This window comes from Mesorhizobium sp. B2-8-3 (assembly GCF_006440815.1).
Lineage (GTDB): Bacteria > Pseudomonadota > Alphaproteobacteria > Rhizobiales > Rhizobiaceae > Mesorhizobium.
On sequence record NZ_VFTW01000003.1, the window covers coordinates 328,810 to 354,797 of the forward strand.

Below are 25,988 nucleotides of genomic sequence, written 5' to 3' on the forward strand. Positions count from 1 at the left end.
GGAATGAACAAGTCTCCGGACGCCAGCAACCTGGATTCGGTCTTCAACCTGTCGGAACGCAGCAAGCTCGGCGAGATGCTGCGCAGCCAGGAATTCTGGATCGTCATCGCGGTGCTGATCATCGGCGCCGTGGTGGGCATGATCGCGCCGCGCTTCCTCACCGGCGCCAACATGGCCAACATACTGCAGAATTTCTGCTTCACCGCGCTTATGGCGATCGGCATGACGCCGGTGATCATGACCGGCGGCATCGACATCTCCGTCGGCTCCACGCTGGGCCTGACCGGCGTCCTGCTCGGCCTGTTCTGCGCCAGCGGCTACCCTTTCGCCGTAGTCGTGTTGTTCGTGCTTCTCGTCGGCGCCTTCGTGGGCATCGTCAATGGGGCGCTGGTTTCGTACCTGAAGCTGCCGCCCTTCATCGTCACGCTCGGCATGATGAGCCTCGTGCGTTCGCAGACGCTGGTCGTCACCAACAACCAGGTCGTCTACGATTTCGGCCGCGCCGGCGACACGCTGCTGGCGCTTGGCAGCGGCTCCTTCCTCGGCGTGCCGAACGTGCTGTGGGCGGTGATCGTTTCGGCCGTCGTCATGCAGTGGCTGCTGTCGATGACCAAATGGGGTCGCTACGTGCGCGCCATCGGCGGCAATGAAAATGCCGCGCGTCTTTCCGGCATCCCGGTCGATCGCGTCAAGGTTTCGACCTACGCGCTGCTCGGCGCCATGACCGGCATGACGGCGATCTTCCTCGTCGGCTGGATGGGGGCCGCCACCAACGCGCTCGGCCAGGGCCAGGAGCTGCAGGTCATCGCCGCGACCGTCATCGGCGGCGCCAATCTGCTCGGCGGCTTCGGCACGTCCTTCGGCGCCGTCATCGGCTCGGTGCTGATCGAGGTGATCCGCAACGCCCTGCTGCTCGCCGGCGTGAACCCGTTCTGGCAGGGCACCTTCGTCGGCCTCTTCATCCTGTTCGCGGTACTGCTTGAACGGTTCCGCTCCAGCCGCGCCTAGGACCGGTCCGGTCAGCCAGATGGCCTGTCCGGAAGGTTCGCGCACTTTCGTGCACATAACATCAGAGAGGAGAAAACCATGAGAAGCATCGACAGACTGACCGCCCAAATGGGCGCGACGGTGATCGCGGCGGCATTCGCCGCGGGCATCAACGCGGCGCCGGCTTTGGCCGAGACCTATGCGGTGATCGTCAAGACGGTGAACGACGTCTTCAGCGCCCCGGTCAAGGAGGGCTGCGAGAAGGCCGCCAAGGACCTCGGCGTCGAGTGCTACTATATCGGTCCGTCGGAGGTGAACGAGGCTCAGCAGCTTCAGGTCATCAACGACGTGCTGACCAAGGGCGTCGACGGCATCGCGGTGTCCGCCACCAATCCGAAATCCGTGGCCAGGCTGCTGGAAAAAGCAAAGGCGGCCGGCATCCCGATCGTGACCTTCGATGGTGATCTGCTGCAGGAAGACGCCGGCCTGCGCTCGACCTTCATCGGCACCGACAACTACAATTTCGGCGTCGAGCTGGCCAAGAAGGTCGTCGAATACAAGCCGAAGGGCGGCACGGTCTGCATCCAGACCGGCACGGCCGGCTCGCTCAATCTCGACCTGCGCGTCCAGGGCATTCGCGACACGCTGGCCAACGTTTCCAAGGACAAGCCGGTGAAGCGCCTTGCCGGCGAGAACGGCTGGACCGAGGTCGACGGCTGCCCGATCTACAACAATGACAACATCAGCCTCGCCGCCCAGCAGATGAACGACGTGCTGGTCGCCAATCCCAAGCTCGACGCTTTCGTCGCCGTCGGCGGCTGGGCGCAATATGCGCCGTCGGCCTACCGGCAGGCGGTCGGGCGGGTGAAGGACCGCGTCGATTCCAAGGACCTCGTCATCTCCTTCGGCGACGCCTTCGCACCCCAACTGCCGCTGCTCAAGGATGGGCTTGCCCACTACCTTGTCGGCCAGAGCCCGTACAATATGGGCTACAAGTCGATCGAGGCCCTGCATGACCTGAAGCAGGGCAAGACGTGCCGCCCTATATCGACACCGGCTTCGTAAAGTGCACGCCCGACATGGCCGATACCTGCGGCAAGAACTGATCTTTAGACGGGCCGGCGGGAATCCCGCCGGCCCTTTCCAAGATGGCGCGGTGAAGAAGCTCAGGCTTGCCGTCCTCGGCACCGGAATGATCGTGCGGCGGCCCACCTTCCCGCATTGCTCGGCGATGCCAGGGTCGACGTGGCGGCGATCTATGGCCGCAACAAAGAGACACCCGGCGAGCTCGCCGCCGAATTCGGGATTCCGGCGATTGCCGAGACCATCGAGGACGCGGTGAACATCGACGCCTCGATGCCGTGGCCGTCGCCTTGCCGAATTTCCTGCATCGCCATGCGGCGGAAGCGGCCATCAAAGCACGCTCGTGATCCCGCCATCCACCAGCAGCGTCTGTCCAGTGACAAAACTCGCGGCGTCCGACGCCAGGAACACCGCGGCGCCCGCCAGTTCCTCGACATCGCCCCAGCGCCGCATCGGCGTGCGGCCGGTGAGCCAGGTGGAGAATTTCTCGTCGGCGACCAGTGCGGCATTCAGCTCGGTCTTGAAATAGCCCGGCGCGATGGCGTTGACGCGCACGCCGTGCTCGCCCCATTCGCCGGCCATCGACTTGGTCAGCATGGTGATCGCCCCCTTGCTGGCCGCGTAAGGCGCGATCGAGGGCCGAGCGAGCGCGCTCTGCACCGACGACACGTTGATGATGACGCCCTTGCGGCGTTGGATCATACCTTTCACCGCGGCGCGGCTCACCTTGAAGACGCCGTCGAGATTGGTCGCCATCAGCGCGTCCCAGTCGGCATCGGAAAAAGTCTCGAGCGGCGCGCGGCGCTGGATGCCGGCATTGTTGACCAGGATGTCGATCGGCCCGGTGCCGGCTTCGCTCGCCGCAATCGCCGCATCGACCGACTGCGTGTCGGTGACGTCGATCAATGACTCCGCGACCGTGTAGCCGTTGCCGCGTAGCCTGTCGCCGGCAGCTTTGAGCTCGTCGGCCTTGCGGCCGCCTATGGTGACGCGCGCGCCGGCGGCGGCCAGCGCCTCCGCGAAGGCGAGGCCCAGCCCACGGCTGGCGCCGGTGATGAAGGCATGCCTGCCTTCGAGGCCGAAGAGACGGCCGAGATAATCAGTCGAACGCAATTTGCACCTTCATCGATGTGTCGACGGGCATTGTCACCCTGCCCAACAGCTCAAGCAAGCGCAAGGCGTCGGCCAGCATGGTCACGCCTTTGCGGCCTGCCTCAAGCGGCGAGCCACACGTCGGTGAAGTCCAATTCGTATGTCGGATGTGCGTGGCGGTTCATCACCTGCTTGGCCGAGTGGCAATAAAGCTTCATCCAATAGGGCTGGATGATCACGCCGGACCGTTGCAGGATCGTCTCGACGTCCTTCATCACCACCTTGCGCTTCTCGACATCGGCGGTCTTCAGCGCCTCGTCGAGCTTGGCGTCGAATTCCTTCGAGGCGAAGCCGCTCTCGTTCCACGCCTCGCCCGTGCGGTAGGCGAGGGCCAGCACCTGCACGCCCAGCGGGCGCATCGCCCAGTTGGTGGTCGAATAGGCGAATTTCGCCCAGCCGTTCCAGTAGGTCGAGGCCGGCAGCACAGTGCGCTTCACCTTGAAGCCGGCTTCGCGCAACTGCGAAGCGATCGCGTCGGCGGTGTTCTTGCGGTAGTCGTCGTCGATCGAGAACAACTCGTGCTCGTAGCCCATCTGGCCGGCCTCGGTCATCAGGCGCTTGGCCTCGTCGAGATCGCGCTTGATCGGCGGCAGCTCCGCATATTCGGGATGGATGCGGCAGACATGGTGGTTCTCGCCCACTTCGCCGGCGCCGGCGAGGCCGAGCTTCAGCACCACCGAATTGTCGACCGCAAGCTGCAGCGCGCGCCGCACGCGTTCATCGCTATAGGGCGCGGTCGCCGCATTGGCGCGGGCGACCACGGTCGAGGCCGACAGGATCTCGCTCTTGGTCAGCCCCATGCCGTCGAACACCGCGATGAAGTCGCCATTGCTGTCGAGATTGGTATGCACCTCGCCGGCCTCGAAGGCGCTGACCAGCGCGTTGGGATCGACGCCGTAATCGATCATCTCGATGCCGTCGAGCAGCGCTTCGCCGCCCCACCATTTGCCGGTGGCGCGGCGCTTGAACACCGCGCGCTGGCCGACATCGAGCGAGACCAATTCGAAGGCGCCGGTGCCGATCGGATGCTTGGCGAGATCGCCGCCGCTGGCGTCGAAATCGCGATGAACGAGCAGCGCCGGATAATCGGCGAGATTGGGGATCACTGTCACGTCCGGCGCCGAGAGGTTGAGCACGACCGTGTGGTCGTCGACCTTCTCGATGGCGCCGGCGCGCAGCCTGCCGCTGTCGCCCTCGGTGAGGCCGGCAAAGCGCCGCGCCATCGAATTGCCGGCGGCCGCGGTATCGCACCAGCGATTGAAGTTGAAGATCACGTCGTCGGCGCCGAAGGCATCGCCATTGTTCCAGGTCGCGTCCTTGCGCAGATAGAGCGTGTAGCGGGTGGCGTCGTCATTCACCTCCCAGCGCTCGGCAAGCATCGGCTTGAAGGTGAAGGTTTCCGTGTAGCGCACCAGTGGCTCGAGGAACTGCCGGCCGATATTGCCGAGATCGGAGGAATCGAACGTGCGCGGATCCTTCAGCCCCGGCACCAGCATCGCAACTTTCAGCACGCCGCCGCGCTTCGGCTCGTCGGCTCGTGCTTCGGTCGGAGCGGCAAGGCATGCCATCGCATAGGCCGCCGAGGTGGAGGCGCCGAGCGCGCTGGCCACCGCCAGGAACTCGCGACGATCGACCCTGCCTTGTCTCACCGCGGCCTCCCATCCGCCGAGGATGGACGGCAATTTGCGCGTTTCGGTACTCATTGTTTGGTCCCCTGTTGGTTGGTGCGCTCAGGCGGCGGCCACCCGCCTTGGCTTCCGCAAAGTCTTGACGCCGGCCATCTCGACGAAGTTGGTCGCCGACTCCCACAGATAGTCGCCATAGAGGAATGGCGCGAAATCGCTGGCGCCCGTGATCGGCAGCGGCGCGATCTCGGCGTCGACGCGTGGCTCGTAGAAGAAGGGGATGGAGTAGCGCGCCGTCTTCGGCGCGATCACCCGGTGGCGCGTCGCCTGCACCACACCGCCCGTCCAGCGCTCCAGCAACTGCCCGAAATTCACTGCCAGCGTGCCGTCTGCGGGCGGCACGTCGATCCACTCGCCGGCATGGTTCCTGGCCTGCAGGCCTTCGACGCCGTCCTGCGCCAGCAGCGTCACGAAGCCGGAATCGGCATGCTCGCGGCCGATGACCAGCCGCCGCTCGCCCTTGTGCATGACTGAATATTCAGGCTTCGACAGGTCGACCGCGCCGTCCTCGGTGCGCAGCGGATAGCGGATCAGCCTGAGCGTCGAGATGCCGCCCTGGAAATGGCCGTCGAAAATGTCGTCCTCGAGCCCGAGGCTGCGCGCGATCGAGGCCATCAGCGCCGCGCCGACCTTTTCCATCGAGCGGTAGTAATGCGCTGCCGCCGCCTTCCATCCTGGAACATCGTTCTCGGCCGGCAGCGGCGTGCGTTCGAGCAGCGGATCGTCGGCCGCGAATTCGGCGTCGGCATGCGCGATGTCCGGCCCCATGTCGATGCCTTCCTTGCAGGACACCGCGGTCGGCTGCAGCGGGAACCAGCCGCGATAATAGTTCGATTTCGACGGATCGAAATTCCAGCGCAGCAGCTTCTGCTTTTCCGCGTCCGGCAAGTCGAAGATCTTCAGCAACTCGCCGCGCCGCTCGCGCGTCAAAAGCTCCGCGCCGAGAAAGCCGCGTGCGGTCATGAAGCCGATGCCGGAGGCGGCGGCGAATATCTGGCGGTCTGCCTCGTCGCGGGCAGGCGACGGCGGGCCGAACAGCGGCGCGATGTCGATGGCGGGGATGCCCCCGGTGGTGTCGTCGCTCATCTCATGATCCTTGCGATGCTTGGGACCGGGCGTGCCGCAGTCGAATCCGCCGACAGGCGCGAGCACGCCATGAGGCGCGGCCCTTGCTCATTGTCTGGAAGGATTTCTGGATTGCCTGGCATCGCGATCCGTTTCGTTCCGACGCCTTGCCGGTCGGAGAAAAGCGGCTCGAACCCGGTGCCATGGTGGGAAGAAACGTCCAACAGGCAGGCAGCTTTGTCAAGCGTGGGCTGGCGGTTGACAGACCGTCCGGCCTGAACGACAGTCGCGCCACCCCATGGCACAGGGCTTTCAAGGGAACGAGCCGCAATTCGACAGGTCGCAGCGCGACCGGCGGAGAAGCGAGATGCTCGACGAAAGCCGTATCGATCCAACCAACTGTGATTTTCGCGGACGCCCATTGGCACGTGTTCGCTTCGCTGCGAACCAACGTTAGGCGAGGGCGTTCATGTCCATCTCAGGCAAGAACGACATCGACTGGCAGGCCTTTGCCCGGGCGCTGGGCGGCATCGAGACGTTCGACACGCCCTCGATCGTGAAGAAGCGCTCGCGCGATTTCTTCTGGTACAGCCCGATCCTCAGCCGTGAATTGTCGTCCTGTTTCGGCGATCTCGTCGCCGCGCCGATTACGCTGGACGAACTGGCGCGCTGCCTGGCTGTGGCCGCCGAATGGCGGGTGCCTATCGTCATCCGGGGCGGAGGCACCGGCAATTACGGCCAGGCGGTGCCGGTGGATGGCGGGCTGATCGTCGACATGACTGGCATCTCGCGCGTGCTGGAAATCGGTGCCGACACGGTGCGCGCCGAGGCCGGCGCCCGCATCGGCGATATCAACGCCGCACTCGGGCGCCACGGCCGCGAGCTGCCGATCGTGCCCTCGACCGAAGCCATTGCCACCATTGGCGGTTTCATCGCCGGCGGCTCCGGCGGCATCGGCTCGATCCGTCACGGCATGCTGCGCGATGGCAGGAACATCCAGGCGATCACGGTGCTGTCGATGGAGAGGCAACCGGAACGCCACGTCTTCACCGGCCCCGCAATCCTCGCCATCCATCATGCCTGGGGGCTGAACGGCGTCATCACCGAGGTGACGCTCGGCACCATCGCGTCGCCGCGCTGGCGCAACATCATCGCCTCGTTCGACACCTATCGGCAGGCCTTCGAGGCCGGCATCGCGCTCGGCAACGCGCGCTCGCTGAACCTCAAGCTGCTGACAACGATAGACGGCCGCATCGCGGCTTCGATAACCAAGCTCGGGGAACTCGCAAGGCGCCGGCGCGATCTCGCCATCGTCATCGTCGCCGAGCCGGATGCGGCGGCGGTTCGCGATGCGCTGCGCGACCATGGCGGCACGGTCGAGATCGACCTCGACGCGGACGGCATCGCTGCCTCCGGCCTGCCGGCGCTCTCCGAATTTTCCTACAACCACACCACGCTGCAGGTGCTGAAGCAGGACCGCACTGTCACCAACCTGCAGGTGACTTGTCCTGCGCCGCTCGATAGCGGCCTGATAGAGCCGTTGCAGGAAATCTTCGGCGACGAGGTGCTGATGCATCACGAATTCGCGCTGCTCGACGACCGGCTGGTCGCCTTCGACTTGCCGATCCTGCGCTACACCGACGACGCGCGCCTGACGGAAATCACAGCCATCTATGAAGCGCATGGACTGGGCACTTCAAACCCGCATGTTCCCTATGTCGAAGGCGGCAGCATGAAGCCGGATTTCAAACATCTGGCGTGGAAGAAGCGGCTCGACCCGGACGGCCTGCTCAACTCGGCGAAATCGCGTTTCTGGAACGAGGTGAAGCATTTGTCGGCCGAAGAGATCGAGGCCTTGCCTCGCCAGCGGATGAACGATCGCAGATAGACTGGTTTTGGCGCCTGCGCGACTTGTGCCGCGCAGGCAGGTTACGCTGCTAGTGCAAGTAACCGAGCAGCCAAAGAATAAGGATGACGGGCAAAGGTATCCCGATAAGCCAAAGCAATCCGCCTCGCAGCATGACGATCTCCAAAATGTTGCTATGTGAGGCAACGCTAATGCGCGATCTTGGTTCCTCGCCCGCGTTTCGTACGCTCGCGGCTGGCAGATATTCACACCTTCGCGAGAATCGTCTCGGCGATCCGGAGTTGGTCGTGAAGCCGCTACGCCGCAGCAGCGCGCCGCCGTCAGCCGTTTGTGCTGACCTCCTAAGACCTTGTGGCCATTTGTCTAAAGGCGATGAGAAGCCCCCAATTTCGTCCTTGAAAATTGCCGCTTTTTCTCGCGGAGACGAAGCTGATTTATGGCTCTAACCCATTCAATTTCTTACAGGAATTTAATGTCTGCCGGAATTGCACGATAAAATCCGCGCGCCTATGCTTCGAATAGGATCGCGCTATTGTACCTGCCTTGGGCATGTCTGACGGCGCGATCGGCGACGGTTCGACGAGCGGCTCTGCGCGGCGGACCTTCCTGGATGCGGCTCGAAGGACAGGTGAGAGAAGTGGACGACGAAGTCGTCAGCAGGCGCAAGCGCCGCAATGTGCCCGCGCCCCCGAGCGAGCCGCTGGCCGAGGTCCGGCCGCCGGTCGCGCGCCGCTCGCGGCGCGGCTGGATCGTCGCGCTGCTCTTGGTCGTTGCGGCGGCCGGGGTCGCGTTCTGGCTGCATCCTGTTCAGGTTCAGCAGCAAGGCGGCCACCGTGGCGGCCGTTTCCGCGGCGGCGATCTTGCCCAGCCGGTTGCCGTTGCGCCCGTGGCGCAGGCCGATATTCCGATCGTGCTCGAGGCGCTGGGCACCGTCACCCCGCTCTCGACCGTGACGGTTCGCGCGCAGGTCAGCGGCCAGATCACCCAGATCGGCTTCACCGAGGGCCAGAATGTGAAGAGGGGTGATTTCCTCGCCCAGATCGACGACCGCACGCTGAACGCCTCGCTGCATCAATGGCAGGGCCAGCTGGAGCATGACCAGGCGCTGCTTGCCGATGCCAAGCTCGACCTCGACCGCGACCTGAAGCTCACCTCCAACGCCATCACCCAGCAGGCGGTCGACCTGCAGCACGCGACGGTGCAGTCCGACGAGGGGACGGTGATGTCCGACCAGGCGCAGATCGAGGCCGTCCAGGTCAACATCGCCAACAGCCATATCACCGCGCCCGCCGACGGCCGCATCGGCCTGCGCCTCATCGACCAGGGCAACTACGTCACGCCGGGCGACGCCACCGGCATCGCGGTGATCGCTCAGATGCAGCCGATCTCGGTGCTGTTCTCGCTGCCCGAGGACAGCCTGGCGCAAGTGCTGGAGCAGACGCATGGCAATGCCGGGCTCAAAGCCACCTTGTTCGACCGCAACGACACCAAAGAGATCGCCGAAGGCACGCTGCAGACGATCGACAACCAGATCGATCCGACCACCGGCACGGTGAAGCTGCGCGCCGTCTTCCCCAACACCGATGGCGTGCTCTATCCCAACCAGTTCGTCAACGTGCATCTGCTGGTGCGCACGCTGACCGGCGTCAGCGTGCTGCCCAACGCGGCCATCCAGCACGGCGCGCCAGGCACCTTCGTCTACCAGCTCAACGACGACAGCACGGTTTCGGTGAAGACCGTTACGCTCGGCCCGGGCAACGCCACCGTCACGCAGCTGCTCTCCGGTTTGGCGCCGGGCTCCAAGGTCGTGGTTGACGGCGTCGACCGGCTGAAGGACGGGGCCAAGGTCACCGTGCCCGACGATGTCGCGCCAGCCTCGGGAACAGCGCCGGCCGCCGGCGCCGCGCCCGCGCAGCCGCAAGCAGCTGGGGCGAGCAGCCCGGCTGCCGGCACGCCGCCGGCCAGCTCCGGCAACACGCCCGCCAATTCCGGCAACGCCCCCGCGGCCACCAATGGCCAGGGCGGCCGGGCAGGCGAGGGCGCGGACGCATCGGGCGATGCTTCCGGCCGTAAGCATCACCGCCACCATCGCCGCGACGGCGGCGCCAATGCCGGCAGCGGCGGCAATGGCGGCGACAGCGGCCAGGGCCAATGAGCACGCCGAGCGGCCTCGTCTCCGGCTGGTTGAACCCGTCGCGGCCGTTCATCCTGCGGCCGGTGGCCACCACGCTTATCATGGCGACCATCCTGATCGTCGGCATGATCGCATACATGTTCCTGCCGCTCTCGGCTTTGCCCGAGGTCGACTATCCGACGATCCAGGTTCAGACCTTCTATCCCGGCGCCAGCCCCGAGGTGATGACGACCTCGGTCACGGCACCGCTGGAGCGCCAGTTCGGCCAGATGCCTGGGCTGGAGCAGATGTCGTCGGGCTCTTCCGCCGGCGCCTCGGTCATCACGCTGCGCTTCAGCCTCGACCTCAGCCTCGACATCGCCGAGCAGGAGGTGCAGGCGGCGATCAACGCGTCGGGCAATCTTCTGCCCGCCGACCTGCCGGCGCCGCCGATCTACGCCAAGGTCAACCCGGCCGACGCGCCGATCCTGACGCTGGCGATCACCTCGAAGACGCTGCCGCTGACGCAAGTCGAGAACTATGCCGAGACCCGGCTGGCGCAGAAGATATCGCAGCTTCCCGGCGTCGGTCTGGTCAGCATCTCCGGCGGCGAGCGGCCGGCCGTGCGCGTGCAGGTGAAGCTCAAGGCGCTGGCCGCCATGGGCCTCAATATCGACGATCTGCGCACCACCATCGGCACGCTCAACGTCAACACGCCGAAGGGCAGCTTCGACGGGCCGGCGCGCTCCTACACCATCAACGCCAACGACCAGGTCGCCGATCCCAAGACCTATGCCGACATGGTGATCGCCTATCGCAACGGCGCGCCGGTGCGGCTGGGCGAGGTGGCCGACATCATCGAAGGCCCCGAGAATTCCAGGCTGGGCGCCTGGGAAAACCGCACGCCGGCAATCATCCTCAACATCCAGCGCCAGCCGGGCGCCAATGTCATCCGCGTCGTCGACGGCGTGAAGGCGCTGCTGCCGCAATTGCGCGCCGGCCTGCCGGCGGCGCTCAGCGTCGAGCCGCTGACCGACCGCACCACCACCATCCGCGCCTCGGTCGACGACGTCCAGTTCGAGCTGGCGATGGCGGCGCTGCTGGTCGTCCTCGTCACCTTCCTGTTCCTGCGCAACATCCCGGCGACGATCATCCCCAGCCTGTCGGTGCCGCTCTCCTTGGTCGGCACTTTCGCGGTGATGTATCTGTGGGGCTTCAGCCTCGACAATCTGTCCCTGATGGCGCTCACCATCGCGTCCGGGTTCGTCATCGACGACGCCATCGTCATGATCGAGAACATCTCGCGCTTCATCGAGCATGGCGACGATCCGGTGACCGCCGCGCTCGAAGGCTCGGCTCAGATCGGCTTCACCATCATCTCGCTCACCGTTTCGCTGATCGCGGTGCTGATCCCGCTTCTGTTCATGGGCGACGTCGTCGGCCGCCTGTTCCACGAATTCGCCATCACTCTAGCCATCGCCATCGTCATTTCGGCCATCGTCTCGCTGACCTTGGTGCCGATGCTCTGCGCCAGGCTCCTGAAGCCGCCGGCCGAGCGCAGGCCGGGCGCGCTGTCGCGCTGGAGCGAGGGCGCCTTCCACGCGGTCGCCAATGGCTATGGCGCTGCGCTGCGCTGGGTGCTCGACCGCCAGGCGCTGACATTGCTGGTGGCGGTCGCAACGCTGGCGCTCACCGTCTATCTCTACATCGCCATCCCGAAGGGCTTCTTCCCCGTGCAGGACACCGGCGCCATCTCGGCCATCACCGAAGCGGCGGGCTCGGCTTCCTATGCCGACATGGCGGCGCACCAGCAGGCGCTGGCCGATGCCATCCTGAAGGATCCCGATGTCGCCAGCCTGTCGTCCTTCATCGGCGTCGACGGCCAGAACATGACCGCCAACAGCGGCCACATGCTGATCAATCTGAAACCGCGCGACGAGCGCACTGACGACGCCAGCGCCATCATCCGCCGGCTGACGCAGGAGACGGCCCAAGTCACCGGGATCGCGCTGCACATGCAGCCGGTGCAGGACCTGACGGTCGATTCCACGATCAGCGCTTCGCAATACCAGTATGTGCTGCAGGATTCAGATCCGGTCGAGCTGGCGGCATGGACGACCAAGCTGACCGACAGGCTCACGGCGCTTCCCGAACTCGCCGATGTCGCCAGCGACAGCCAGCAGAGCGGGCTTGCCGTCGACGTCACCATCGACCGCGCCACGGCGGCGCGCTTCGGCATCACGCCGGCAACGGTCGACAATGCGCTTTACGACGCCTTCGGCCAGCGCATCATCTCCACCATCTTCACCCAGTCGAACGAATACCGCGTCATCCTCGAAGCCGATCCGTCGGTCGGTCAGACGCCGGCCTCGCTGGGCTCGATCTATTTGCCGTCCTCGGGCGCCGGCCAGGTGCCGCTGTCGGCGATCGCCAGCATCAATGTCCGGCGGGCGCCGCTGCTGGTGAACCACCTGGCGCAATTCCCGGCCGCGACCATTTCGTTCAACCTTGCCCCCGGCGTCTCGCTCGGTGATGCCACCGCGGCGATCACCGTCGCCGAGAAGGACATGCGGCCGCCCGCCGGCCTGACGACCGGCTTCCAGGGCGCCGCCCTTGCGCTGCAGAGCTCGCTGTCCAACGAGTTGCTTCTGGTGCTGGCGGCGGTCGCCACTGTCTATGTCGTGCTCGGCGTGCTCTACGAAAGCTTCATCCATCCGCTGACCATTCTGTCCACGCTGCCCTCGGCAACCGTCGGCGCGCTGGTCGCGCTGATGCTCGCCGGCCATGACCTCGATGTCATCGGCATCATCGGCATCGTGCTGCTCGTCGGCATCGTCAAGAAGAACGCCATCATGATGATCGACTTCGCGCTGCAGGCAGAGCGGCTGCAGGGGCTCGATCCGCGCGAGGCGATCTACGAGGCGTGCCTGCTCAGGCTCCGCCCGATCCTGATGACGACGTTCGCCGCGCTCTTCGGCGCGCTGCCGCTTCTGGTTGGCGGCCTGGCCGGCTCGGAATTGCACCAGCCGCTCGGCATCACCATCGTCGGCGGCCTGATCGTCAGCCAGGTGCTGACGCTGTTCACCACGCCGGTCATCTATCTTGCCTTCGACCGGCTGACGCGGCGCGGCGCCGGCGTCGTCGAAGCCTCCGCCGGCGGGTCCGCGCCGTGAACCTCTCGGCCCCGTTCATCGCGCGGCCGGTCGCCACGACGCTGCTCGCGATCGGCCTCGCCGCCGCCGGCCTGATCGCCTATTTCAATTTGCCCGTGGCGCCTTTGCCCAAGGTCGATTTCCCCACCATCTCGGTGCAGGCCTCGATGGCGGGCGCGAGCCCCGACACGATGGCGACCGATGTCGCGGCGCCGCTGGAGCGCCATCTCGGCCAGATCGCCGGCGTCTCCGAGATGACCTCGCGCTCCGGCACCGGCTCGACCAATGTCGTGCTGCAATTCGACCTCGACCGCGACATCAACGGCGCGGCGCGCGACGTCCAGGCCGCCATCAACGCCGCGCGCGCCGACCTGCCGTCGGACCTGCGCAGCAACCCGACCTATCGCAAATACAATCCCGCCGACTCGCCCGTGATGATCCTGGCGCTGACCTCGCGCACGTTGACGCCCGGCCAGCTCTACGATGCCGCCGCGACCGTGCTGCAGCAGCGCCTGTCGCAGGTCGAGGGCATCGGCAATGTCGATCTCGGCGGCTCGTCGCTGCCGGCGGTGCGGGTCGAGCTCAATCCCGGCGCGCTGTTCCACTACGGCATCGGCCTGGAGGATGTGCGCGCAGCCCTTGCCTCGGCCAATGCGCGCAGCCCGAAAGGTTTCGAGGAAGACGGCGCGCTGCGCTACCAGCTCTACACCAACGACCAGGCGAGCCATGCCGCCGATTTTCGCGATTTGGTGATTGCCTGGCGCAACGATGCGGCGGTCAGGCTGCGCGACATCGCCGATGTCGAGGATTCCGTTGAGGACGTGCGCAATCTCGGCCTCGCCAATGGCGAGCCGGCGGTGCTTCTGGTGCTCTACCGCGAGCCCAACGCCAACATCATCGAGACCGTCGACCGCGTCCGGGCCCTGATCCCGACGCTGCAGGCCTCCGTGCCGGCCGACGCGCGGCTCGGCATCGCCACCGATGGCTCGACCACCATTCGCGGCTCGCTTCACGACACCGAGCTGACGCTGGTGCTGGCGGTGCTGCTCGTCATCCTCGTGGTGTTCTGCTTCCTGCGCGACTGGCGGGCGGCGCTGATCCCGAGCGTCGCGCTGGTCGTCTCGATCCTCGGCACTTTCGGCGCCATGTACCTGCTCGGCTTCACGCTCGACAATCTGTCGCTGATGGCGCTCACAATCGCCACCGGCTTTGTCGTCGACGATGCCATCGTGGTGCTGGAAAACATCACGCGCCACATCGAGGACGGCATGCCGTGCGGCAGGGCGGCGCTGGTCGGCGCCAGGGAAGTCGGCTTCACGGTGCTGTCGATGAGCGCCTCGCTGGTCGCCGTCTTCCTGCCGATCCTCCTGATGGGCGGCATACTCGGCCGCCTGTTCCAGGAATTCGCCCTGACGCTGTCGCTCTCGATCGCGATTTCGCTCGTCCTGTCGCTGACGGTGACGCCGATGATGTGCGCGCATTTCCTGCGTCCGGGCGCGAGCCCGTCGACCGGACGCTCGATCCTTGCCCGCTTCGGCGAAGGCGTCTTCGAACGCGTCCGCGCCATCTATGGCCGCTCGCTGGCCTGGTCGCTCGACAATTCGGAAATCATGCTGGTGGTGCTTCTCGCGGCCATCGTCTTCAACGTCTATCTCTATACGGTGGTGCCGAAGGGCTTCTTCCCGCAGCAGGACACCGGCGAGCTGATGGGCGGCCTGCGCGCCGACCAGGCTATCTCCTTCCAGCTGATGCGCCAGAAATTCGAGCGGCTGGAATCGATCCTCAAGAGCGACCCGGCGGTCGAGAACGTGGTCGGCTATATCGGCGGCCGGCAGACCAATTCCGGCTTCGTCCAGGTCGCGCTGAAGCCGAAGGGCGAGCGGGCGCCGCTGCAAATGGTGCTGACCCGGCTGCGCGCGCAGCTCGGGCAGTTGCCCGGCGCGCAGCTCTTCCTCAATCCGCGCCAGGAGATCAGGGTCGGCGGCCGCCAGAGCCTTGCGACCTACCAGTACACGCTGCAGGCCGATACCACCGCTGATCTCGACGAATGGACGCCGAAGCTGGTCAATCTCCTCAAGCAGTCGCCGGAGCTCACCGACGTCAACTCCGACCGCGACGAGGCCGGGCTCGAAACCAACATCACGGTCGATCGCGAGAGCGCTGCGCGTCTCGGCCTGACCCCGGCCAGCATCGACGCCACGCTCTACGACGCCTTCGGCCAGCGCCAGGTGTCGACCATCTTCAATGCCCGCAACCAGTATCATGTCGTCATGGAGGTGGCGCCGCGCTATCTGCAGGATCCGAGCGCGCTGAACGGCATCTATGTCAGCACCTCGGGCGCCGCGGCCAGCGGCACGCAGCAGACCAACGCGCTGGCCGGCAGCCTGACGGGCTCGCTGCGGAACCAGGCCACCAACGCCATCGCCGTCACCGGCCATGGCAGCGCCTCGAGCGGCGCGGCGGTCAGCACCTCCGCCGAAAAAATGGTGCCGTTGGCCGCCTTCAGCACCTATGGACCGGCGACCATGCCTTTATCGGTCAACCACCAGGGCCATTTCGTCGCCACGACCATTTCGTTCAATCTCGCCGACGGCGCGACGCTCGGCGACGCCTCGGCCGCGATCGACCGCGCCATGGCCGAGCTGAAGATGCCGGTCACGATCCATGGCTCGTTGGCCGGCACAGCGCTCGCCTTCCGCGCCAACCTGCTCAACGAATTGCTTTTGATCGCAGCCGCGCTTGCCACGATCTATGTCGTGCTCGGCGTGCTCTATGAAAGCTATGTCCACCCGATCACCATCCTGTCGACGCTGCCCTCGGCGGGCATCGGCGCGCTGCTCGCGCTCATCGTCACCGGCATGGAGTTCGACGTGATCTCGCTGATCGGCATCATCCTGTTGATCGGCATCGTCAAGAAGAACGCCATCATGATGATCGACATGGCCTTGCAGGCCGAGCGCCAGGAAGGGCTCTCGTCCCGCGAGGCCATCCACAAGGCCAGCGTCCAGCGCTTCCGGCCGATCATGATGACGACCTTCGCGGCGCTGCTCGGCGCGCTGCCGCTGGCGATCGAGACCGGCACGGGCGCGGAACTGCGCCAGCCGCTCGGCGCGGCGATCGTCGGCGGCCTCATCGTCTCGCAGTTGCTGACACTCTACACGACGCCGGTCGTCTATCTCTATCTCGACCGTCTCAGCGCGAGGAAGCCATCGCTGCGACTCGCGCCGGCGGAGTGATCCCGATCACTCGCCGGTGATCCGCCGGTGCACGCGACCGAGGCTCTCCGCGAAGGCCTCGAACGTGCCCCGCTCGGTCAGTTCGCGCAGCACCTGCTCGTTGATGCCGCCGCGCGTCGCATAGTCCTGCGCAAGATGCCTGAAGTCTTCGTCCGGCGCCGTGTCGGGCGCGTTGGCCAGCGCCTTGTAGATGCTGGTGATGTAGTCGCGGGCCTTGTCGCTCGGCACACCCTGGCCGCGCACCCAGGTGTGGATCGTGTCGAGATATTTGAAATAGCTGGCATAGGTCGCGGTGACGACGCTCAGCGCATCGAACTCGCTTTGGTCCTCGACTTTGATCACGCCGCCCAGCCGGCCGAAGAACGCCGCCACGACCGGGTCCGGCGGACAGACGATCGTCGCGCCTTGCAGGCGGGCGATCATCGGCATCGGCAGCGCCTTGCCAGCATGCGCAGCCGGCGCCACCAGCGCGGCGATCTCATCGCGCGATATCGTGGCGATCAGGCTGACGACATGATGGTCCAGCCGGAACCGCAGTTCCTTCAGCACCTCGCGCGCGATCTGCGGCCGCACCGCCAGCATGACGGTGTCGCACTGGTCGAGTACGGCCTGGTTGTCGGCGGCGATGCGCACATCCGGGAAGCGCCGGGCAAGCTCCGCCGCGATCGCTTCGTTGCGCGGCGAAACCACCACCGGCGTCGTCTCGCCCGGCAGCGATTTCAGCCCGATGACGATGGCCGAGCTCAACGCGCCCGTGCCGACAAAGCCAAGTCTCATGGAAGTTTTCGTCCTGTTTCGGATTGCCGCCGACAATAGCGACGGTTCCGTTGCCGGCAAGGGGAGGCGACGTTCCGGCCATGCCCGCGGCCGGACCGCGCCTTGAAGATGGGCCTGGGCTGTTACCCGCGATTAAGGCCGAACTGATACATTCCGCCGCGTTCGATCGGGGAATGTGGCCGTGAGCCAGCGCGCGTTTATCACTCTGCTCATCCTGATGGCGGTGCTCGTGGCACTGTCGGCGACATCGTTCCCGGGCGCCCTGATCGGCTTCCTGTTTGGCATCGCCATTGCCTTCTTCGTCGCCGGGCCGGTCATGCTGATCGGCAAGGTGCTCGATAACAACGGCATTGCGATATCCGGTCAGACAGCCCTGTGGGTGCTCGCCGGCTTTTATGCGCTGCTCGTTCTCGCCGCGGCATTCCAGATCTGGCGCCGGCTTCAGCGTCAGGAACCCGATCAGGCGCGATCCGCGGGGCTGCGCCTTGGGCTGCTCGTCGCACTCCCCGCGATGGCGTGGCTGTCGGTGAACGCGATGAAGGACGCCTGGCCTTGAGGCTGCCGCAACTGCGGCAACCTCATTGACGGGCTCGGCTCACCGCTTCGGTCCAAACCCCGGATAGGGGTTGAGCGGCACAACGGCCGCGATGTCCATCATGCCGGCGTCGATCAGCGGCAGTGTGGCAAGGTGGCCGCGCACTTCGGCGTCGTCGGTCGCCTCGAACATGATGCCGGTGCCGGGAATGTCGCCGCGGTTCCAGATCTGGCGCACGGCGCCTTGCGCGTAGAGCGTCTTGCGTTGCTCGGATTCGGGCGGCAGCAGCGGCGCGAAATCGGCGTCGCTGAACTTTTCGGTGTTGCGGGTGAGCAGGGCAAAGAACTGCATGGCGGTCTCCTTTGTGGCAAGTTGATGCCGGCAGGTATCGCGCTGGCTGGCCAGACTGTCCAAGACTGATTAGGCTATAGTTGAGACTGAAAAGGTCTTGACCGTTGAAGGCGAAAAATGCTCGACCTGCGCCAGATCAGATACTTCGTCGCCGTCGCCGAGGCTGGCAATGTCGGCCGCGCCGCCGCGCAATTGCACATTTCGCAATCGCCCTTGAGCCGGCAGATCATCCAGCTCGAGGAGCAGCTAGGCGTCGCTTTGTTCGAGCGGGCGAAGCAGCGCGTCCATCTCAACGCCGAGGGCAGGGCCTTCCTTGCCGAGGCGCGCGCCTTGCTTGCCAATGCGGCGCGGCTGGAAGAGCTCGGCCGCAACCTCGCCAGCGGCGCGACCGGCAGCCTCGCCATCGGCTATGTCGAGGGCGCGGTGCATTCCGGGCTGGTCGCCGCGATGCTGCGGGATTTTCGCAGAGAGCGGCCGGATTTCCATCTGCAATTGCGCAGCCGGCGGACAGCGGCGCAGTTCGAGGATCTGCGCCAGCGCGCGCTCGACCTCGGCTTCGTCTATTCGCCAGCGCCGGGAGGCGCCCCCGATCTTGAAAGCATGCTGGTGCGGCGCGAGCCGCTGGTGCTGGCAATGCCGGAGGGTGATCCGCTCGCCGATGTCGCCGACATCCAACCTAGCCAGCTCGACGGCCGCGTCTGGATCACTGTCGTGCGCCAGCCTGGCGACACCAACCGCGCGCAGTTCCTGGCGGCCTGCGCCGAATCCGGCTTCATGCCCGATATCGCCTATGAGACGGCCGATCCCTTGACCTCGCTCGGCCTGGTCAGCGCCGGCCTCGGCCTCGCCACGGTCCAGCAAAGCCTGCGAAGCGCGACACCCCAGGGCGTCGTCTTCCGCGACCTGCCGTGGTTCAAACGCAGCGTTTCGATCCACCTCGCCTGGCGGCGGAATGACCGGCGGGCGGTGATTGGGGATTTGAGGAGAGCAGTAGGCAGTAGGCAATAGGCAATAGGCAATAGGCCTGCTTTCCTATTGTCTATTCCCTACTGCCTACATCTTGTCTATCAACGACCGCACGCCTTCCGTCGGCGCGTCGACCGAGGATCCGGCCACCATGATGGCGGCGACGATCGCCTCCGGGTCGTCGACGACCAGCGGTTTTACCCGCTGCGCGGTGTGGATGAAGCCTTCGGCCGCCATGTGCTCGATCAGCGCCAGCATCGGGTCCCAGAAACCCTTGACGTTGGCAAAGACGATCGGCTTGCGGTGATGGCCGAGTTGCGCCCAGGTCATGATCTCGACGATCTCCTCCACCGTGCCTATGCCACCGGGCAGTGCCACAAAGGCGTCGGATTTCTCGAACATGCTGTGCTTGCGCTCGTGCATGTTGTCGGTGATCAAGAGTTCGTCGAGCTTGTCGAGCGCGGTCTCGGTCGCTTCCTTGTTGATCAGGAAGCGCGGGATGATGCCGGTGACCTTGCCGCCGGCCTTGAGCGCGCCATCGGCGACAGCGCCCATGATGCCTTTGGTGCCGCCGCCATAGATCAGGCGCAACCCGGATTTGGCAAGCGAGCGGCCGAGCGTGTGGCCGGCCTTGATATAGGCCTCGTCGCGGCCCGGAGACGAGCCGCAATAGACGCAGACGGATCGAATCGTGTTCATGGCGATGATTGGTGATGTGGACGGTTGGCGCGGTCAAGCCCGCGGGCGGGCTTTTTCTTGTCGGACTCGGGAAAACAGGCTAGACCGGGCGTTAGGTGGCTAAGGGGGCAATACGGAATTATGGCTATCAATCCTTCTAAGGCGTTTTTGTTCGCGGCGGGCGGCGTTGTCGCCGTCGCGGCGGTCGCCTACGGCTCGGGCGCGCTCGACCCTTATATCAACAACCAGAAGCCGGCGCAGGTCGCGACGCTGCCGCAGACCGCTGCGAAACCGGCTGAATCCTCGAGCACGAGCACAGAGGCGCGTGTGCCCCAGGCTCCTTCAAACACAATGGCTCCGGCGAACACGATGGCGCCCGCCAATAAGATGGCGCCGGCCAACAACGCCATGGCGTCGGCCGCCCAGGCGCCCGCCGCCGCCGGTCCGACGCTGCCGACCTTCGATGTCGTGCGTGTCGAGGGCAATGGCTCGATCGTCGTCGCCGGCAGCGCAGCGCCCAACGCCAAGGTCGAGATCTTGAACGGGGGCACGGTGCTCGGCTCGACCGAGTCCGGGCCCGACGGCGCCTTCGCCATCGTGCTCGACGATCCGCTGAAGCCCGGCGACTATACGATCACCCTGCGCCAGACGGTTGGCGGCATTGCCGTTGCCTCGGCCCAGACCGCCGTTGTCTCAGTGCCGCAGAGCCCGACCGGCCAGGTGCTGGCCATGGTCGAGGAGCCGGGCAAGGCCTCGCAGTTGATCACCGTTCCTGAGGCCGAGACCAAGCCGGCGGCGCCGGCCGCTAGCGATCAGGCGGCGGCGCCCACGGAGCAGGCTCCGGCACCGACCGCGTCCAGCACGGCGCCGACCGCGCCCGCCGCCACCGACCAGGCTCCGGCGACCGCGCCGGCTGTGGCCGCCGCGGCGGAGCCCAAGATCGCCGTCGAAGCGGTCGAGATCGACGGCAGCAAGATCTTCGTCGCCGGCACGGCCGATCCCGGCCGCAAGGTGCGCGCCTATGCCGACGCCATCCTGCTCGGCGACGCCAAGACTTCGGCCGACGGGCATTTCCTGATCGAAGCGACGCGCGACATTCCGGTCGGCAGCTACACCATCCATGTCGATGGCCTGGACAATGATGGCGTCAAGGTCGTCGCCCGCGCTGCCGTCCCCTTCGAGCGCGAGCCCGGCGAGTCGGTCGCCGCCGTCGCCCCGAGCGAGACAAAGCCGGCGCAGGCCAAGCCGGCCGAGACCAAGACCGCCGAAACCACGACCGAGACAGCAACGGCCGAAGCGGCCAAGCCCGCCCCGGCGGCCGGGGCTGCTGCCAAGGTTGCCGAGGCGACGCCCTCGACCGACGTGCCCGAAACGGTCGCGCCAAAGCTCGAACATGCCGACGGCTCCGTCATCATCCGCCGCAACGACACGCTCTGGCGCATCTCGCGCCGCGTCTACGGCCATGGCACTCGCTTCTCGACGATCTATCTGGCCAACAAGGACCAGATCCGCGATCCCGATCGCATCTGGCCGGGCCAGGTGTTCAAGGTGCCTTCGACTTCGAAGGAAGGCGAGGCCGCCGACATGAAGGCCATGGGCGAGCAGATGACCACCCAGGCGAAGACGGAGTAGGTGATTAGCTGATCTCCCCCCTTGCGGGGGAGATGCCCGGCAGGGCAGAGGGGGGTGCTGTCCCGCCAGCACCTCAAATCTACCCATCCGTCCAGCTTGCCCCATTCCCCTTCATCGTCTATCGCCGATGGACGATGGCCGAATCCTCCGAAATCCGCTGCAGCGACAGCCACGCCATGGCGCTCCGCCTGGCAGCGCTCTCGCATCCGGCGCGCATCGAGATCCTGAAGCGCCTTTCGGCCAGCCACTGCTGCTCGTGCCGTGAGGTGGTCGACCATCTCGACCTCGCGCAGTCGACCGTCTCGCAGCATCTTAAGATCCTGGTCGAGGCCGGGCTGGTCAGTTTCGAGGCCGACCGCCAGCGCTCGCGCTATGCCGTCGACCACGCCGCGCTTGAGGGCGTCTCGGCCTCGCTCACCCGACTCGTCAACTTCTGCTGCCCCAGCGGTTTACCCAAAAGGCAAGACTAGTGGCCGAAAAGACCGTATCCGCCGAAGCCGGCACCCTCACCACGCTGCGTAATCTGTGGCCCTATATGTGGCCGGCCGAGCGCGCCGATCTCCGAGCCCGCGTCACCTGGGCGACGCTGCTTCTGGTCGTCGCCAAGCTGACGCTGGTCGCCGGCCCCTATTTCTTCAAATGGGCGACCGACGCGCTGGCCCACGCCTCGAAGACGCCGCCGCCGCTGCCGTCCTTTTTGCTGGCGCCGGTGGCGCTGGTCATTGCGTACAACGTCCTGCGCTTGATCCAGCTCGGCTTCAACCAGCTGCGCGACGCGCTCTTTGCCCGGGTCGGCCAGTATGCGGTGCGCCAGCTCGCCTTCCGCACCTTCGTCCACATGCACCAGCTGTCGCTGCGCTTCCATCTCGAGCGCCGCACCGGCGGCCTGTCGCGCGTCATCGAGCGCGGCACCAAGGGCATCGAGACGATCGTGCGCTTCATCATGCTGAACACGGCGCCGACGATCCTCGAATTCGCGCTGACCGCCGGCATCTTCGCCTTCACCTACGGCTGGAAATATGTGGCCGTGGTGGCGCTCACCGTCAGCCTCTATGTCTGGTTCACCGTCAAGGCCAGCGACTGGCGCATCTCGATCCGCCGCGACATGAACGACAGCGACACCGACGCCAACACCAAGGCGATCGACTCGCTTCTTAACTTCGAGACGGTCAAATATTTCACCAATGAACGCATGGAGGCCGAGCGTTTCGACCGCTCGATGGCGCGCTACGAGATCGCCGCGACGAAAACCTGGACCTCGCTCGGCTGGCTGAACTTCGGCCAGGGCGTCATCTTCGGTCTGGGCACCGTCATCGTCATGTGCATGTCGGCGCTGGAGGTGCAGGCCGGCAGGCAGACGGTCGGCGATTTCGTCTTCATCAACGCCATGCTGATCCAGCTTTCGGTGCCGCTCAACTTCATCGGCTTCATCTACCGCGAGATCCGGCAGGGGTTGACCGACATCGAGCACATGTTCGACCTGCTCGACGTACCGCAGGAGATCGTCGACAAGCCGGATGCGAAGCCTTTGAAGGTCGGGCCCGGCAAGGTCGAGTTCCGCGACGTGCATTTCTCCTATGATCCCAACCGCAAGATCCTGAAGGGCGTCTCCTTCGACGTGCCGGCCGGCAAGACGGTGGCGATCGTCGGCCCGTCCGGGGCCGGCAAGTCGACCATTTCCAGGCTCCTATTCCGCTTCTACGATGTGCAGGGCGGCCAGGTGCTGATCGACGGCCAGGACATCCGCGACGTCACGCAGGAGAGCCTGCGCGCCGTGCTCGGCATGGTGCCGCAGGACACGGTGCTCTTCAACGACACAATCGCCTACAACATCCGCTACGGTCGCGTCGGCGCCAGCGAGGAGGAAGTGCGCAAGGCGGCCGAGCTCGCCCAGATCGGGCCGTTCATCGACAAGCTGCCCGAAGGCTACCGCGCGATGGTCGGCGAGCGTGGGCTTAAACTGTCGGGCGGCGAGAAGCAGCGCGTCGCGATCGCCCGCACCATCCTCAAGGCGCCGCTGATCCTGATGCTGGACGAGGCGACCTCGGCGCTGGACAGTCACACCGAGCAGGAAATCCAGGCAGCGTTGGACCAGGTCAGCAAGGGCCGCACCACCATCGTCATTGCCCACCGGCTGTCGACGGTGGTCTCGGCCGACGAGATCATCGTGCTCAAGGACGGCCAGATCGCCGAGCGCGGCACCCATGCGGCGCTGCTGGCTAAGCACGGCCTCTACGCCTCGATGTGGGACCGCCAGCGCGAAGCGACCGAAGCCGAGGAGCGCCTGCGCATCGCCCGCGAGAGCGACGAGCTTGGGGTGATTGTGCGCAGGAGGACTTCGGAGGTTGGCTGAGGCCTCTTCCTTCTCCCCCTTGTGGGAGAAGGTGGCCGCGAAGCGGCCGGATGAGGGGTGCTCCAGCGGAGTGAGACGCTGGCGTTCCTTGGAACACCCTCATCCGTCTCCGCGCTGCGCGCCGATCCACCTTCTCCCGCAAGCGGAGAAGGAAGGGCCAAATTCCCCTTGACCTCAACTTATCTTGAGCTTGCAAACCGTCTCCGAGCCTCCTGCCAAGCAACCCTTCCAAACGGAGATGGATCGAAATGAGCACCAGAAATCACCGCACCGGCAGCGTGTTCCGGGTCGACAAATTCGTCGTGCCGGCGGAGGCACGCGAGGAAATCCTCGGCAAGGTCTTCATGACGCACGAACTGCTGCGCCAGCAGGATGGCTTCGTTCAGGATTTCCTGCTCGAACAGTTCTCCGGCCCCGGCGAGTTCAACATTGTCACCATGGTCGAGTGGGAAAGCCAGGATGCCGTCGACAAGGTGGTGCCGATCGTCAAGGCCGCGCATGAGCGCATCGCCTTCAGCGCGCAGGAAACCATCGCGCGCCTCGGCGTAAAGGCCGACATCGCCAACTACCAGCGCGTACCGGAGCTGTAAGGCCATCCGGCTCCGGACACGGAGACAGCGGCGCTTAGCACTTGGCCGGTGCGGGCGTCGCTGACCATATGCTCGAAGCCGCGCCATTCGGCGGCGAGGATGAACAGCGTCCTGCCGTCGGTCCCGCCCAGCATGCAGGCAAAGCAGCCGCGATCGGTCGCGATCCCGTCGAGCTTCACGCCGCCCTCGCGCACACGCACGCAGTGCCGGTTGGGCACATCAGCGTACCAGACACAGCCTTCCGCATCGATGCAAATGCCGTCGGGATAATCGTTCCCGAGGCGCGCCCAGACGCGGCGGTTGAAAAGGCCGCCATCGGTGGCGATGTCGAAGGCGGTCAATCGGTTAGCGTGGGATTCGGCGACGATCAGTGTCTTGTTGTCCGGCGTCACCGCCATGCCGTTGGCGAAGGCGATGTCCTCGGCGACCTGCCGCACGCTGCCGTCCGTTGCGACCAGCACGATCGTGCCCGGCCCGAAATGCTCACCCGGCGCCGGCGCCGGACCGCCTCCATTGACGTAGATGTTGCGGCGCCCGTCGACGACGATTTCGTTCCAGGGGTTCTTCGACAGATGTCGGAGATCGGCATGGGTGACGAGCGTCCCGTCTGCTTCCTGCCTGAGCAGCAGGCCTTCCCGGCCCGAGACGATAAGCAGCCGGCCATCCGGCAACCAGTCGATCGAATAGGGCAGGACAGCCGGGACGGTAAGCATCACCTCGCTTCGGCCGTTTTCGTCCACCGCGACGATCTCGCCGGTGCCCCAGTTGCAGAGCCAGAGCCGGCCACCATGCCAGCGCGGCGACTCGCCGAAGGCGAGGCCTTCGGTGATGATATTGGCACTCATTGCAGACGGTTTCGGCGAAGGCATTGGCGGGCTCCTTGGGTGTCCTCTCGCCAAGGACGCGTGACGGAGCCGAGTTCCGACAACAGGAGCAAAAGTCAGGCTTGCGCGCCGGCGCTGCCGTCCAGGCTTGTCCTCCCCCCATTGTTGCGTTGCGGGGAGGGGGGCTTTCCGCTATTGAGGCGCAACCTGAAACAGGGATCGCCCCAAGCCCTATGACGCTTCTCGACTCGGTCAAGAATACGTTCGTTCCGATCCATCGCGAAGGCTATCCCTTCATCGCCGCTTTCGCCGCGGCGACGCTGTTTCTCGGCTATTTCTCCTCGATCCTGTTCTGGATCGGACTGATCCTCACCGCCTGGTGCGTCTATTTCTACCGCGATCCCGAGCGCGTCACGCCGGTCGACGACCGGCTGGTGGTGAGCCCGGCCGATGGCGTGATCTCGGCGGTCGGGCCCGCCGTGCCGCCGAGCGAGCTTGGCCTCGGCTCCGGCGAAATGACCCGCATTTCGGTGTTCATGAACGTGTTTTCCTGCCACATCAACCGCGCTCCGGTGCGCGGCCGGATCACGCGCATCGAGCACAAGCCCGGAAAATTCCTCAATGCCGAGCTCGACAAGGCAAGCGCCGAGAACGAGCGCAACGGCCTGGTCATCGACAGCCCGAACGGCACGATCGCCGCCGTCCAGATCGCCGGCCTTGTGGCGCGGCGCATCGTCTGCTGGGCCGAGACCGGCGGTACGATCGCGATCGGCGAGCGTTTCGGCCTGATCCGCTTCGGCTCGCGCGTCGACGTCTTCCTGCCGTCGGGCGCCGTGCCGCGCGTCGCGGTCGGCCAGACGGCGGTCGGCGGCGAGACCGTGCTTGCCGAATTCGGCGGCACCGCGGTCACGCCCTTGGTCAGGGTTTCCTGAGCGTTGGGCG

Annotated in this window: 20 protein-coding genes; 13 read left to right on the forward strand and 7 right to left on the reverse strand. The window is 65.7% G+C overall.

Going from position 1 to position 25,988, the window contains the following annotated elements; translation table 11 throughout:
• Positions 1-3: 3 nt before the first annotated feature.
• A complete protein-coding gene (locus FJ418_RS06890) occupies positions 4-1,008 on the forward strand; it encodes an ABC transporter permease (protein WP_140864437.1) in 1,005 nt (334 codons plus the stop codon).
• Positions 1,009-1,086: 78 nt separating this feature from the next.
• Complete coding sequence (locus FJ418_RS06895) at positions 1,087-2,052, forward strand: sugar-binding protein (protein ID WP_246682959.1); 966 nt, start codon at positions 1,087-1,089, stop codon at positions 2,050-2,052.
• A 348-nt stretch (positions 2,053-2,400) separates the two neighbouring features.
• On the opposite strand, the gene FJ418_RS06900 is transcribed toward FJ418_RS06895, so the two are convergent.
• The 3 genes from FJ418_RS06900 to FJ418_RS06910 form a co-directional block, all read right to left on the reverse strand.
• On the reverse strand, positions 2,401-3,183 hold the full coding sequence (locus FJ418_RS06900; protein WP_140651720.1) for a glucose 1-dehydrogenase: 783 nt from the start codon (positions 3,181-3,183) through the stop codon (positions 2,401-2,403).
• Positions 3,184-3,284: 101 nt separating this feature from the next.
• Positions 3,285-4,925: an ABC transporter substrate-binding protein gene (locus FJ418_RS06905; RefSeq protein WP_140864439.1), complete on the reverse strand. Its 1,641-nt coding sequence runs from the start codon at positions 4,923-4,925 to the stop codon at positions 3,285-3,287.
• 27 nt (positions 4,926-4,952) lie between these two features.
• On the reverse strand, positions 4,953-5,993 hold the full coding sequence (locus FJ418_RS06910) for a 2OG-Fe(II) oxygenase family protein (RefSeq protein ID WP_140864441.1): 1,041 nt from the start codon (positions 5,991-5,993) through the stop codon (positions 4,953-4,955).
• Between the two features lie 448 nt (positions 5,994-6,441).
• Here FJ418_RS06910 and FJ418_RS06915 point away from each other — a divergent pair, with 448 nt between their 5' ends.
• The 4 genes from FJ418_RS06915 to FJ418_RS06930 all read left to right on the forward strand — a co-directional run bounded on the left by FJ418_RS06915 (position 6,442) and on the right by FJ418_RS06930 (position 16,340).
• Positions 6,442-7,860, forward strand: coding sequence for an FAD-binding oxidoreductase (locus FJ418_RS06915; RefSeq protein ID WP_140864443.1), 1,419 nt, complete (start codon positions 6,442-6,444; stop codon positions 7,858-7,860).
• Between the two features lie 616 nt (positions 7,861-8,476).
• Positions 8,477-9,994, forward strand: a complete 1,518-nt coding sequence (locus FJ418_RS06920; protein ID WP_246682960.1) for an efflux RND transporter periplasmic adaptor subunit — start codon at positions 8,477-8,479, stop codon at positions 9,992-9,994.
• Positions 9,995-10,023: 29 nt separating this feature from the next.
• A complete protein-coding gene (locus FJ418_RS06925; RefSeq protein ID WP_140864619.1) occupies positions 10,024-13,125 on the forward strand; it encodes a multidrug efflux RND transporter permease subunit in 3,102 nt (1,033 codons plus the stop codon).
• Positions 13,122-16,340, forward strand: a complete 3,219-nt coding sequence (locus FJ418_RS06930; protein WP_140864447.1) for an efflux RND transporter permease subunit — start codon at positions 13,122-13,124, stop codon at positions 16,338-16,340. Before FJ418_RS06925 ends, FJ418_RS06930 begins: the two co-directional genes overlap by 4 nt.
• 6 nt (positions 16,341-16,346) lie before the next feature.
• On the opposite strand, the gene FJ418_RS06935 is transcribed toward FJ418_RS06930, so the two are convergent.
• A complete protein-coding gene (locus FJ418_RS06935; protein WP_140864449.1) occupies positions 16,347-17,117 on the reverse strand; it encodes a pyrroline-5-carboxylate reductase in 771 nt (256 codons plus the stop codon).
• 181 nt (positions 17,118-17,298) lie between these two features.
• Between FJ418_RS06935 and FJ418_RS06940 the strand changes: the two genes are divergently transcribed.
• A complete protein-coding gene (locus tag FJ418_RS06940; protein WP_140864451.1) occupies positions 17,299-17,673 on the forward strand; it encodes a hypothetical protein in 375 nt (124 codons plus the stop codon).
• A 39-nt stretch (positions 17,674-17,712) separates the two neighbouring features.
• Here the strand turns inward: FJ418_RS06940 and FJ418_RS06945 are convergent, their stop codons facing one another.
• Positions 17,713-18,003: a muconolactone Delta-isomerase family protein gene (locus tag FJ418_RS06945; protein ID WP_140864453.1), complete on the reverse strand. Its 291-nt coding sequence runs from the start codon at positions 18,001-18,003 to the stop codon at positions 17,713-17,715.
• A gap of 117 nt (positions 18,004-18,120) precedes the next feature.
• On the opposite strand from FJ418_RS06945, the gene FJ418_RS06950 reads away from it, so the two are divergent.
• Positions 18,121-19,011, forward strand: a complete 891-nt coding sequence (locus FJ418_RS06950; RefSeq protein ID WP_140864455.1) for a LysR family transcriptional regulator — start codon at positions 18,121-18,123, stop codon at positions 19,009-19,011.
• Between the two features lie 45 nt (positions 19,012-19,056).
• Here the strand turns inward: FJ418_RS06950 and FJ418_RS06955 are convergent, their stop codons facing one another.
• Complete coding sequence (locus FJ418_RS06955) at positions 19,057-19,668, reverse strand: TIGR00730 family Rossman fold protein (protein WP_140644448.1); 612 nt, start codon at positions 19,666-19,668, stop codon at positions 19,057-19,059.
• A gap of 120 nt (positions 19,669-19,788) precedes the next feature.
• Between FJ418_RS06955 and FJ418_RS06960 the strand changes: the two genes are divergently transcribed.
• From FJ418_RS06960 to FJ418_RS06975, 4 genes are all read left to right on the forward strand, one after another.
• Positions 19,789-21,279: a LysM peptidoglycan-binding domain-containing protein gene (locus tag FJ418_RS06960; RefSeq protein WP_140864457.1), complete on the forward strand. Its 1,491-nt coding sequence runs from the start codon at positions 19,789-19,791 to the stop codon at positions 21,277-21,279.
• 134 nt (positions 21,280-21,413) lie between these two features.
• Positions 21,414-21,749 (forward strand): metalloregulator ArsR/SmtB family transcription factor, encoded by a 336-nt coding sequence (locus tag FJ418_RS06965; RefSeq protein WP_140864459.1) that lies wholly within the window; start codon positions 21,414-21,416, stop codon positions 21,747-21,749.
• Entirely contained in the window at positions 21,749-23,632 is a 1,884-nt protein-coding gene (locus FJ418_RS06970; RefSeq protein ID WP_140864461.1) for an ABC transporter ATP-binding protein/permease, read from the forward strand. Before FJ418_RS06965 ends, FJ418_RS06970 begins: the two co-directional genes overlap by 1 nt.
• Before the next feature lie 248 nt (positions 23,633-23,880).
• Positions 23,881-24,222: an antibiotic biosynthesis monooxygenase gene (locus FJ418_RS06975; protein ID WP_140703115.1), complete on the forward strand. Its 342-nt coding sequence runs from the start codon at positions 23,881-23,883 to the stop codon at positions 24,220-24,222.
• On the opposite strand, the gene FJ418_RS06980 is transcribed toward FJ418_RS06975, so the two are convergent.
• Positions 24,198-25,067, reverse strand: coding sequence for an SMP-30/gluconolactonase/LRE family protein (locus FJ418_RS06980; protein WP_140864463.1), 870 nt, complete (start codon positions 25,065-25,067; stop codon positions 24,198-24,200). The two genes, FJ418_RS06975 and FJ418_RS06980, sit on opposite strands and share 25 nt — an antisense overlap.
• A 197-nt stretch (positions 25,068-25,264) precedes the next feature.
• Between FJ418_RS06980 and FJ418_RS06985 the strand changes: the two genes are divergently transcribed.
• Positions 25,265-25,978 (forward strand): phosphatidylserine decarboxylase, encoded by a 714-nt coding sequence (locus tag FJ418_RS06985; RefSeq protein ID WP_281407560.1) that lies wholly within the window; start codon positions 25,265-25,267, stop codon positions 25,976-25,978.
• Positions 25,979-25,988: the final 10 nt, after the last annotated feature.